This window comes from Vibrio sp. T20 (genome assembly GCF_007858795.1).
In the GTDB taxonomy this organism is placed as follows: domain Bacteria; phylum Pseudomonadota; class Gammaproteobacteria; order Enterobacterales; family Vibrionaceae; genus Vibrio; species Vibrio satsumensis.
In genome coordinates, this window is sequence record NZ_VFEB01000138.1 from 231,575 (window position 1) to 243,640 (window position 12,066).

A 12,066-nucleotide genomic window follows, 5' to 3' on the forward strand; every position below is an offset into this window, starting at 1 on the left:
ATTTGCATTGAGCGAATATTGTATAAAAAGGATATGCATAAGTGAGAGCGAACAAAGTAGCATTAACGATCAGTATGCTATTTGCTATCTCAGGTTGTCAAAGCACACCCTCAGAGCAGACAGACGCGAACCAAAACACAAACAACAATAATGAATCTACAATAGAAGTCCGTTCATTTCAGTCTGTCCAAAGCGTTTACTCCGAATGGGAAGTTAAGCTTGAAGACCATGCTCAATTGTCTCTCTATGCACCAGAGAATTACAATGAACTATTAGACGCATGGGATGATGCTGAAAGCATTTATGCGGACTTATTGAAAGACGAAACTCGAATAACCAAGAGTTACTCCATTTTTTCGAGCCTAACTTACGCTGAAGCCTTCGATGAAAAAATCGCTTTGATCAAATCAAACTATGACTCGATCTTAGTGTTAAAGAAGAAGGCTGACCGAGTACTCGCTGATTCGATTGTCCAAATGGATTACCTAAAGTTCCTTGGCGCAGATACCATGTTTACCTCGAGCTATAAACGTTTGTATTCAGAATACAGTGAGTTGTTCGAGTATGTGCTGGTCGATGAGCTTGAAGACGCTCAAGAAGCGCAGGTCGAATTTCTTAACAATGCTCGTTTACTCGAAGTTAAAGTGGCGCATAAGAAATACATCGAACCTTTGAAGAACGAATTAGAGTTCTTGGAAGATGAAGATTTTGATGATGTTGCTCCGCTGACCTTTGCGAAGGCGACATCTCAAATTGCGTTGGCCGAAAGCCAAGTGAAAGCCAGCCCTCGTGAAAAGTCGATCATTGAAGACGCGGTTCACGCTGCAGAGTTTGAATTGAATCACGTGCGCAGTGTCGCTCATGAAGTCAAAGTGCTCGCGAGTGTAAAAGGCGACAAGTTCGAACAGTCGGTTTTGAATACTGAGAATCAGCTACTGAGCATTTCACAAATCGTCAATGATGAAGATTACCGTGATGTTGGGCTACGTCAGCAATCACAGAAGATTGTAGCGAGTGTTAAAGCGTTAAAAAACTCCGATATGACAGAGCTGTTAAAGTCAGAGATTGAAACTTTAACTGAGCAATTGGCTCTGCTGGAGTCTGAAAACCAGAAGCAAGCGCAGCAATTGTCTGAAGCAACCAAGCACAGTGAGTTTCTAGGTGAGCAGATTACGAAGAGTGATGCTCACATAAAAAGCTTAGAAGAGTTAGTGGATAGTTTGAAAAGCTTAGGTGGCAAAGTTGCCAACGAAAGTGACTCTGATGTGATGCCCCCGACTATTGAATCTAATTTAGAGGATGCAACCTTAGAACAATCATCAGAAGGAGTGATTGAACCTTCGGTTTAGTATCACTAATTTCTTTATTTGTGATTGAGTTAAAAGCGCCTAAGGGCGCTTTTTTGCGTTCTGTTGATCTATATCAAAATCTACAAATAAAAGCGCTCAGTGAGTCGTTATAGTGTACGTCATTCTTTTGGTTTTAATGTAACTTGTTGATATTTATAGGTGTGTTATTTTCTATGCTGATAACTAATCATTCAGCAGAGTTTTCTTTTTACTACTAAAGTCGTATGAATTTGGAATAACTCGGACTATTTGCTTTCAACAAGGCTGTGAGAGGCATTTTGAGCCTAAAATAGCTCTTGAATTCAGAAATGAAAGAGAGGATTATCGCGCTCCCGACGACATGTTTCAAAATGTAAATCATCATGAATCTAAACCAATTTGACTCATTATTACCGCCACAAATGGCTGAGCGCGCTGCAGATATTGGCGTAGGTAAAGCAACCAAAGACCCAATCAAATCTTTTCTCTTAGCGATTTCCGCTGGCATACATATCGGTATTGCGTTTGTGTTCTACACCATCGTAACGACCGGTGCTGGTGATTTGCCTTGGGGTATTACTCGCCTATTAGGTGGCCTTGCATTTAGCTTGGGCTTAATTCTCGTTGTTGTTACCGGTGGTGAGTTATTTACCAGCTCGGTGCTTACTCTGGTTGCTCGTGCAAGTGGCAAAATTACTTGGCGCACGCTCGTCAAGAACTGGGCTACGGTTTATGTAGGTAACTTGATTGGCGCATTGTTGCTGGTGGCATGTATGCTTCTGACCAAACAGTACATGTTTGACCATGGCCAGGTTGGTTTAAATGCAATGGCGATTTCCCAACACAAGATGCACCACGATTTTATCCAAGCTATCGCGCTTGGTATCATGTGTAATGTATTGGTTTGTATCGCGGTATGGATGACGTTTAGTGGACGTACACTGACCGACAAAATCGCAGTAATGATTTTACCTGTTGCGATGTTCGTATCGGCTGGTTTCGAGCACTGTATTGCGAATATGTTCCAAGTCCCTTTAGCTATCGGCATTAAAACATTTGCTCCAGCTGAATTCTGGACAATGACAGGCGCTAACCCAGCGGACTATGTTGACCTGAACATGATGGACTTTTTGATGAACAACTTGCTGCCCGTTACCATCGGTAACATCATTGGCGGTGGTATCTTTGTTGGTATGTGGTATTGGCTAATCTATTTACGTGACTAATTCAGTTTACGAGATTAGTTGAAGCTCAGTGACAATACTGAACTGACTTATGACATTTACCAGAAGACGGTCTGCATTGCAGGCCGTTTTTTATTTGTGGAAAACCTACTCACTCATTTCTCAAATTGTCATGTGAACGCTCAATAGTATTACTCAACGTATGTGTATATGTCTTTGAAAACACCGAAGGATCAACGGTAATGATCGTTCTTTGGATGGAAATGGACAAAAAAGGATCTATATTGATTTGGTTATCCACAATTTCTGTGGATAACCTGTCTCAAATTCAGTGAGTAACCAGGCCTCAAGGGAGTGGAGAGGTTATTTCGAAGGCTGTATTTTAGCGAGAACTCGTCCTTCTTTCGTCAAGCAATTCTTCAATGAAAGGTGAAGAGCAAGTGCCAAAGAGCAACTCATCATCACGAAAATAGCCAGCATGATCATCAGTTGATACTTAATCGCGATCATCGGTGACGCGCCACCAAGAATTTGTCCTGTCATCATTCCTGGTAGTGTCACTAAGCCTGTCGTAGCCATAGAAGCCATAATCGGAGACATCGCTTTCTGTATTGCATTACGTACAAAAGGCGAAGCTGCATAGCTTGGTGAGGCTCCTAACGCGATTGCCGCTTCATATTCTGATTTCTGCGTTTCAAAAGCATCAAACAGGTTCTGCAATGCCACTATATTACTGCTTAAGCTATTACCCAATAACATCCCTGCTATCGGGATAAGGTATTGCGCGTTAAAAACCGGTGTTGGTTTAATGATGAAAAAGCAGATGAACAAGACAATAGGTACACAAGTTACCGCAAGGCTAATGGCGACAGGAGCCAAAAGTAGGTTTCTTGGTAGCCTAGACTTTTCAACAATCGAGCTTGCCCCGACGATAATCATCGCAAGCAACCACAGTAAATTGACCCACAAGCTATTCAACGTGAACAGATATTCTAGGTAAAGACCAACGAGAAATAATTGAACAGCCATGCGAATTATGCTGATAGAAGCTTCTTTGCCAAGGCCGAGTTTTAATTTGTGGTTGATGGTAATGGGTAGCAAGAGAAGTGAGCTGAAGAACAATAACTGCCACCAAGATATATCAATAACGTCTTGCATAATGATTCCTTTTAAGTGGTCTCCATCATATCTGAAAGTACCAAATCATGCATTTCAACTGTAAAGTCACTAATTCTAAAAATGATCAATCATTTAACAAACAAAACACAAAATAGTGGTTGTTTGAGGCTTTTTTAGCTACTACTTAGTAGGTAAAAAGTTAAAATTGGTTGTCAGATGGTTGCGCGCATGTTGGTTTTTAACATTTGTGAAATATACTTAATTCTTCACATTTGTTAATACTTTTTAATAACTTTGTTTAACTGAAAACAAGTTTGGATGACCTCAAAAAAGTATTGATTAGCAAGGGTTATAACGGGGGATTTGATTGAACCCTACTTTGTGTATGGTCTAAAATTTGTTGTTAGATACTCAAGAACTTTAGCCCCATAGAATGGGTTACTCGAAATTACTAAATACAAAATAGGCAAAATGTATGAGTGATGTTAATAAAATTGAAACTGGCGAAAAACGCTCGTTGGAGTGGAAGTCTTTCCTCTTCATCGCGGTGGTTCTCTTTCCAATATTAAGTGTGGCTTTTGTAGGCGGTTACGGCTTCCTAGTTTGGGCACTGCAAGTGTTTGTATTCGGACCTCCTGGTGCTCACGGCGGCATGTAATGCCCTCTAGTAACAACATTTTTTAAAATCAATATTTAAGAGAGCTAAACATGAAATCATTTTTAGTTAAATTATGGCGCACAATGACTCGCCCAGCAGTACACATCAGTCTTGGTGTACTAACTATGGGTGGCTTTATCGCCGGTGTTATTTTCTGGGGCGGTTTCAATACAGCGCTAGAACACACAAATACAGAAGAGTTCTGTGTAAGCTGTCACACGATGCGTGACAACGTGTACGTAGAACTGCAAGAAACGGTTCACTGGAAAAACACTTCTGGTGTGCGTGCTACTTGTCCTGACTGTCACGTTCCACATGAATGGACAGCAAAAATCGCTCGTAAGATGCAAGCATCTAAAGAAGTATTCGCTCAAGTATTTGGTGACCTAGATACACCTGAGAAATTCGAAGCTCGTCGTATCGAACTGGCTAAACACGAATGGGATCGTTTCTCTTCGAACAAATCTCTAGAGTGTAAAAACTGTCACAACTACGATTCAATGGACTTCGAGAACATGCGCCCAACAGCGCGTATCCAGATGAAGAATGCAGCAGAACGTGATCAAAGCTGTGTTGACTGTCATAAAGGTATTGCTCACAACCTTCCAATGGATATGGCATCAGCAAGCGGCATTGTTGGCGAGCTAGAAAACGTAGCAAGCAGTACATCTTACACAAATGGTTCTGACGTGATCTCTATTCGTCACCTACCAATGTACACAGATGAAACAGCAACAGTAGAAGCGGGTCTACTAAGCCCTGCAAGTAAAGTTGCGGTTATCGACGAAAAAGGCGACATGATCAAGATTCAAATCGACGGTTGGCGTAAAGCGAAAGGCTTCGGACGTGTAATCCAAGAAGACTTCGGTATGAACATCTCAACTGCAATCTTGACGAAAGAAGTATCTCAAAGTGACGTTATCACTGTTGGTGAGAAGAAAGAAGATGAGCTTACTGGCCTTCCATGGGAAGAAGTTAACCTAGCACTTTGGATGAAGAAAGAGTCTATGGTTGATAACTTCGATCCAATCTGGAACGCAGCTGGTCAAGCGTATCAATCTAACTGTTCAACGTGTCACTCACAGCCAGATGAAGCTCACTTCAGCGCTAACGGTTGGGTAGGCATGCTAGATGGTATGATTGCATTCGTTAACTTCGATACAGATACAGAAGCACTGGTTCTTAAGTATCTACAGAAGCACTCATCAGATTTTTCTGAAGGCCATCACTAATAAGACGTCAATTGGAGTAACACAATGGCAATTACAAGAAGAAGTTTTCTGAAAGGTGTCGCTACTACAAGTGCGGCATCGGTTATCGGTCCAAGCTTATTGGCGTCGGCATCAGCGTCTGCAGCAGAAACAGACGGTGCGTGGAAAGTCTCTGGTTCTCACTGGGGTGCATTCCGAGCTCGTGTTTATGCGGGTAAAGTACAAGAGATTAAACCTCTAGAAATCGATCAACACCCAACTGAGATGTTGAAAGGTATTAAAGGTATTATCTACAGCCCATCACGTGTGCGTTACCCAATGGTTCGCCTAGATTGGTTGAAGAAGCATAAATACAGCGCAGACACGCGTGGTAACAACCGTTTTATTCGTGTGACTTGGGATGAGGCACTAGACCTTGTTTACCGCGAGCTAGAGCGCGTACAGAAAGATTACGGTCCATGGGCGCTTCACACAGGTCAAACTGGTTGGAGACAAACGGGTCAGTTCCACAGCTGTACTAACCACATGCAACGTGCAATGGCACTTCACGGTTACTCTGTGAAGAAAATCGGTGACTACTCAACAGGTGCTGGTCAAACGATCATGCCTTACGTGTTAGGTTCTACTGAAGTTTACGCACAAGGTACATCTTGGGAACTTATCTTAGAAAACAGTGACAACATTGTTCTTTGGGGTAACGATCCAGTTAAAAACCTGCAAGTAGGTTGGACATGTGAGACTCACGAGTCGTTCGCATACCTAGAACAGCTGAAAGAAAAAGTTGCTAAGAAAGAGATCAACGTTGTTTCTGTTGACCCTGTTAAAAACAAAACAGGTCGTTACCTAGAAAACGAGCAAATGTACATCAACCCACAAACTGATGTGGCGTTCATGCTTGGTGTTGCTCACGTGCTTTACAACGAAGGCCTATACGACAAGAAGTTCATCGAAACTTACTGTCTAGGTTTTGAAGACTTCATCAAGTACGTTCAAGGTGAAACGAAAGATAAAGTTGAGAAGACACCTGAGTGGGCTTCTGCTATCTGTGGCGCAAGCGCGGACTCTATCCGTGACTTCGCTAAGATGCTGGTTAACGGTCGTACACAGATTCTTGTGGGTTGGAGTATCCAACGTCAAGAGCACGGTGAACAGCCTTACTGGATGTGTGCAGTTATCGCAGCAATGGTTGGCCAAATTGGTCTACCGGGCGGTGGTATCTCTTACGGTCACCACTACTCTGGTATCGGTGTATCTTCAACTGGCTTCGCTGCTCCGGGTTCTTTCCCGCTGAACATCGACCAAGGTCAATCACCTAAGTACACCAACACAGATTACAACGGCTACAGCCGCGTAATCCCAGTTGCTCGTTGGGTTGATAGCTTGCTAGAGCCTGGTAAGAAGATCAAAGCGAATGGTTCAACGGTAACACTACCTGATATCAAGATGATGGTATTCAGTGGTAACAACCCGTGGCACCACCACCAAGATCGCAACAAGATGCGTAAAGCATTCAAGAGCCTACAAACTGTAGTGGCTGTTGATTTTGCTTGGACTGCAACTTGTCGTCACTCTGACATCGTGCTTCCTGCATGTACTCAGTGGGAACGAAACGATATTGATGGTTATGGCGCATACTCTGGTCGTGGTTTGATCGCGATGCACAAGCTAGTGGATCCTCTGTTCCAGTCTAAGACTGACTTCGAGATCATGTCTAGCCTGACTAAGCGTTGGGGTCGTTACGACGATTACACGCGTGGTATGGACGAAATGCAGTGGGTTAAATCACTGTACGACGAATGTCGCGCTTCAAATGAAGGCAGCTTTGAAATGCCTGAATTTGCTGAGTTCTGGGAGAAAGGTTTCCTAGACTTCGGTAAAGGTAAGCCATGGACTCGTCACGCTTCATTCCGTGAAGATCCAGAGATCAACGCACTAGGTACACCTTCTGGTTTCATCGAAATCACAAGCCGTACTGTTGGCAATATGGGCTACGAGCACTGTCAAGAACACCCAATGTGGTTCGAGAAATCTGAACGTTCACACGGTGGTCCAGGCTCTGACAAACACCCGTACTGGCTACAATCTTGTCACCCAGACAAGCGTCTTCACTCTCAGATGTGTGAATCTGAAGAGTGGCGTGCGACTTACGCGGTACAAGGCCGTGAGCCAATCTACATCAACCCAGTAGATGCTAAGAAGAAAGGCATCAAAGATGGCGATGTAGTACGTGTGTTCAACGACCGTGGTCAACTACTAGCGGGTGCTGTTCTAATGGATAGCTATGCTCCTGGTGTTGTTCGTATCGAAGAAGGTGCTTGGTACGGTCCGATCAACGAGAAAGTGGGCGCGCTAGATACATACGGCGATCCAAACACACTGACTCAAGACATCGGTACGTCTGAACTGGCTCAAGCAACGTCAGCAAACACATGTTTGGTCGACTTCGAGAAGTTCCAAGGCAAGCTGCCTCCAGTAACTTCATTCGGTGGTCCAATCGAAGTTTCTTAAGCATCTCGCTTAAAAGCTAAGATTAAAGCTTGAATTAAAGCCCCTGTAAGCACTCTTACAGGGGCTTTTTGTATTTTAGATGTCTGTGTTAGTGTTTCTAAATAAGCATTGTAACAGGGCTAATAGAGGGCGTTTTGAGCAGGCTGTAACGCGCTGTTTGAGAGAGGTGGTAGAAGCAGTGAAGCAGGAAGGGAATGTAAAAAGAACCTGTGGAAAGACTTAAGCAGACGGAAACAAAAAGGCCGATACAAAGTACCGACCTTACAGAAGCCTATGTAGTTAACTCTGATCAAGTTAGATCTCAAACATAAACCAATAGCCATAAGCACAGATTAAAGCGGGCACACTTGAATACAAGGTTGCGACCAGTGCTGCTTTCGGTGCCATCGCAATCGCAGGGAATAGCGCATCTCCATCATTTGAAATTGCATTACCTACCTGAGCAGAAAGTGGAAGCGCACCTGAAAGGTAAAGGCTAGTCACCAATAATTGTGGTCCACAGCCCGGTAGCAAGCCCATCAGGACCCCTGCCAGGGGGAGCATAATGCCCCAGCTTGAGAATAGCGTCGCAAAATCCACATTTGCTAGCACAGAGCCAAATTCGAAGAAGAGAAAGGCAACCACAACCCACGCTGTGACAAAGTTGGTGTCTTGAGCGGTTTTTTGCAGTGGATGAGAGCCTAAACATTTCTCATCTTCACTTACTGCTGATTTGTAATCTTCAATTTCGCGAGTGAGACCCCATAGAAACATTGAGCTAATCAGTAAAATTGTTCCCGTCCATTCCATCGACATTTCAGGCAACGCGAGTAACTTGTTTACATCTACTTGGAAAGAGCCAAGTAAGGCCACTGCAGCGCCGGGAATAATGAGTACAGACCATAGGTAGCCTTGCAGGTTGATCGCCTTTTTAGATACGGATTCTTTGTCTTGGGATTGAGATGGGCAACTGCGAACGGCTTCATTTTGCTCAGCTTGTTTTGGACGTAAGAAGTCATCCGCATGGAATAGATTAATGATTCGACCTGACGCAGTACCCACAATCACACCCATCGCCATCATAGCCAAACCCGTTTTGGGTTCACTTGCTATCAACAAGAAGGCGGCGTCACCCATGGTGGAGACGAGCACAGCAACTACCGCACCAAATCCGAGTTTTCCTGAGATAAATTGTGTGGTCACCACGATCGCACCGCCACAGCCGGGTAGCGCCCCCATAAGTGCTGCGAAGACAACTTGGTTGGAGCGGGATTGATGGACGAGTTTGTTGAAGACGTTATCTTTGTTGATGTACAGGCTTAACCAGTGGTAAATCGCCAAGGTTAAAGCCACATAGCATGACACTGCCCAGAAGGCGTCAGATAAAGTAGTGACCGTCAGTTCTCGCGTAGCAGGCGCCGCAACCAATGCTGCAAGTGAGATAGGTAATAGTAGCCGTTTAAATGACAGTGAAAACTGAGTTGTTTTCGCAGCGCTACTGCTTGGTAAAAAAGAGATTAGTCGATCCATAGGTGTTACTCAAAATTAGTGGCTTAAGATAAATATATACGAATGATAATAATTATCAATTGCATTTGTTGTTTTTTATCTATTGTTACTATTGGCTAAACCTACGAAACATGACCAATCTAAAAAAATGAGGTAAAGTATGGGTAATAAAGAGAGGCTCTAAAGGTAGAGTCATAATTGTTAGTGTAATAGGAAGAAACATGATTTTAGTTGTTGGTCACAAAAACCCTGATAGTGACAGTATTTGTAGTGCGTTAGTTGCAACTGAGCTTCTTAAAGCTCGTGGCGAGGAAGCGACACCAATTCGCCAAGGCGAGATCAACCGCGAAACTCAACACATTCTTGAAGTTGCTGGTGCTGAAATGCCAGAACTTCGTACTTCTGTTGCTGGTGAGAAAATCTGGCTAGTAGACTACTCAGATCTAGCACAAGCACCAGATGATGTTGCTGAAGCAGAGATCGTAGGTATTGTCGATCACCACCGTCTAGGCGACGTGATGACAGTAAATCCAATGGAAGCTTGGATCTGGCCTGTTGGTTGTACAAACACTGTACTTTTCAACATGTTCAAGATTGAAGGCCACTCTATCTCTCAACAAATCGCTAAACTAATGATGTCTGCAATTCTTTCAGACACAGTTGGTTTTGCTTCTCCAACATGTACTCAAAAAGACAAAGACGCTGTTGCTGAGCTTGCTGAAATCGCTGGCGTAACAGACGTTGATGCTTTCATCAAAGCACTTCTAATCGCTAAAACAAACATTGAAGGCCTATCTGCTGCACAGCTAGTAGAAAAAGACCTTAAAGGCTACCCATTCAACGGTCGTGATGTTGTTGTTGGTCAAGTTGAACTTGCGACTCTTGAGCAAGTAGACGGCATGATCGAAGCGCTAGAAGCTGATCTTGAAGAGCGTTGTGAGAAAGATGGTCTAGCATTTGCTGCGGTAATGCTAACTGACATCACTACTGCGCAAACTCGCCTTCTTTACAAAGGTGAGTGGGCTGAGAAATTGGTTAAGCACGAGAAAGACGGCGTATTGATGATGGAAAATACACTAAGCCGTAAGAAGCAAGGCTGGCCTTGGCTGCAAGGTGAGCTTGTTTAATCAAGTCACTTAATAATAAACGCCTGCTACTTTAGCAGGCGTTTTTCTTTGAAGTAGATTTTCTTCTTCATCGATAATGTTTGAAGTTAAAAGCACTCGGCATAGAATAGCTTTGAGAGCAAAGTTACTGACTAAAGTAGGAAATTAAGATGACTACACAGCTAGACGATAAAAAAATCGCTGAAATCAACAAGTATACAGGCGAGCAACGCCTGAAATACTGTGTGAAAGAAATCGTAGCAAACCGTGAAGTATGGATCTTAACCGATGAACACGGTTGTGTAATGCTGAACACAGAAGATGAAGACTGTGTTCCAGTATGGCCAAACCAAGAGTTCGCAGAATCATGGGCAACGGGTGATTGGTCTGAGTGTAAAGCTGAGTCTATTTCGCTAAACAAATGGCACAGTCGCTGGACGAATGGTCTAGAAGACGACGAGCTTGCTGTTGTAGTATTCCCGAACGAGCAAGAAGAAGGCGTTATCTTGTTCCCGGATGAGTTCGATTTCGAATTGAAAAAGCAGGCTGCTAAGCGCTAGTTCTTTCGTAATACTGTAACATCGTAAGTCAGCGTTGCCTTTCTTAGGCAGCGCTATCATTCAATTATCTCACCTAAGCTGTTTCAACGTATTTTCTTCAATACCCAATCAACTGATACAAGGGCGCTTGTTGTGCGGCTTTAGAAGCTTGTTGAAGCACACCTGTTTTGCTGTATCTCTTGAGTATCTTTCGAACGATAGGTTTTACTTCAGACTTTGTCATTCCAGCTTTCAATTCGGGTTCATACAGTAGTTGCAGTAGCACCACATCTAAGGGCGATATCAAGTCTTCTGGTGTATGGTCATTGAAAATAGAAGGGTAGGCTTTATCTGAATCATTCGGCAGGCCTAGAGCTTGTGTGATCTCTTCTACGATACATGCGACTAACTTACCTCGCGATCTTGCCTGATCAACGGGAATTACAATCCCAGCGTAAACAATCTCACCTTTAGAATTGGTTTGATAACCTGCCGTACAGATGGCGCTATTTAAATGCTGAGTTGATTTGAGCTTGAGCACTGATTTCGCCTCAGATATCCACTGGCTCTGCCTCGTGTATATCCACTTAACGTTCGCTTCGGACTCTTTACTGACGATTGTTATCGGGTGTTGAGTGACTTCAGATAGGTGTTGGATATGAAGCTCTGTGAGCTCTTGGTGTAGTTCCTCATCACCGACGCGGTGATCGATCCAAATCTTGATCGGTTGTTTCCATTTGGCGAGCGGTTTGGTGCCTTGGGAATATTCGTGTTGAAGCGCGACGTTATAAAAGGCAGTTTCGACGAAGGTTCTATCTAGCCAAGTGAGTGGTGTGCTTGTTGCGTTAAAGGAAAACAGTACCAACAAGAGGGGAAGCATTGAAGCTGTTCGTAACATACTTTTCCCCTCTGCTGAATGAAGCGT

Annotated in this window: 10 protein-coding genes; 7 read left to right on the forward strand and 3 right to left on the reverse strand. The window is 43.6% G+C overall.

The window, feature by feature from the left end; translation table 11 throughout:
• Positions 1-41: 41 nt before the first annotated feature.
• Positions 42-1,349 (forward strand): ATPase, encoded by a 1,308-nt coding sequence (locus tag FTW16_RS16525; protein ID WP_146491864.1) that lies wholly within the window; start codon positions 42-44, stop codon positions 1,347-1,349.
• Between the two features lie 362 nt (positions 1,350-1,711).
• Complete coding sequence (gene focA / locus FTW16_RS16530; protein ID WP_048614492.1) at positions 1,712-2,554, forward strand: formate transporter FocA; 843 nt, start codon at positions 1,712-1,714, stop codon at positions 2,552-2,554.
• Positions 2,555-2,875: 321 nt separating this feature from the next.
• Here focA and FTW16_RS16535 read toward each other — a convergent pair whose 3' ends face one another.
• Entirely contained in the window at positions 2,876-3,670 is a 795-nt protein-coding gene (locus FTW16_RS16535) for an ABC transporter permease (RefSeq protein ID WP_146491865.1), read from the reverse strand.
• Between the two features lie 436 nt (positions 3,671-4,106).
• Between FTW16_RS16535 and torE the strand changes: the two genes are divergently transcribed.
• Genes torE through torA form a run of 3 tightly spaced genes read left to right on the forward strand, consistent with a single transcriptional unit; the run spans position 4,107 to position 8,008 of the window.
• Positions 4,107-4,289, forward strand: a complete 183-nt coding sequence (gene torE, locus FTW16_RS16540; protein WP_008222628.1) for a trimethylamine N-oxide reductase system protein TorE — start codon at positions 4,107-4,109, stop codon at positions 4,287-4,289.
• A 50-nt stretch (positions 4,290-4,339) separates the two neighbouring features.
• The gene (gene torC, locus FTW16_RS16545) at positions 4,340-5,521 is read left to right on the forward strand and encodes a pentaheme c-type cytochrome TorC (RefSeq protein ID WP_146491866.1); all 1,182 of its coding nucleotides are present in this window, start codon (positions 4,340-4,342) and stop codon (positions 5,519-5,521) included.
• Positions 5,522-5,545: 24 nt separating this feature from the next.
• The gene (gene torA, locus FTW16_RS16550; RefSeq protein WP_146491867.1) at positions 5,546-8,008 is read left to right on the forward strand and encodes a trimethylamine-N-oxide reductase TorA; all 2,463 of its coding nucleotides are present in this window, start codon (positions 5,546-5,548) and stop codon (positions 8,006-8,008) included.
• A 294-nt stretch (positions 8,009-8,302) separates the two neighbouring features.
• On the opposite strand, the gene FTW16_RS16555 is transcribed toward torA, so the two are convergent.
• Positions 8,303-9,517 (reverse strand): putative manganese transporter, encoded by a 1,215-nt coding sequence (locus FTW16_RS16555; protein WP_146491868.1) that lies wholly within the window; start codon positions 9,515-9,517, stop codon positions 8,303-8,305.
• A gap of 200 nt (positions 9,518-9,717) precedes the next feature.
• Here FTW16_RS16555 and FTW16_RS16560 point away from each other — a divergent pair, with 200 nt between their 5' ends.
• Together FTW16_RS16560 and FTW16_RS16565 are read left to right on the forward strand one after the other, a co-directional pair.
• Positions 9,718-10,623: a manganese-dependent inorganic pyrophosphatase gene (locus FTW16_RS16560; RefSeq protein WP_146491869.1), complete on the forward strand. Its 906-nt coding sequence runs from the start codon at positions 9,718-9,720 to the stop codon at positions 10,621-10,623.
• A gap of 149 nt (positions 10,624-10,772) precedes the next feature.
• Entirely contained in the window at positions 10,773-11,162 is a 390-nt protein-coding gene (locus FTW16_RS16565; protein WP_004734596.1) for a DUF2750 domain-containing protein, read from the forward strand.
• 97 nt (positions 11,163-11,259) lie between these two features.
• Here the strand turns inward: FTW16_RS16565 and FTW16_RS16570 are convergent, their stop codons facing one another.
• On the reverse strand, positions 11,260-12,039 hold the full coding sequence (locus FTW16_RS16570) for a DUF2927 domain-containing protein (RefSeq protein WP_146491870.1): 780 nt from the start codon (positions 12,037-12,039) through the stop codon (positions 11,260-11,262).
• Positions 12,040-12,066: the final 27 nt, after the last annotated feature.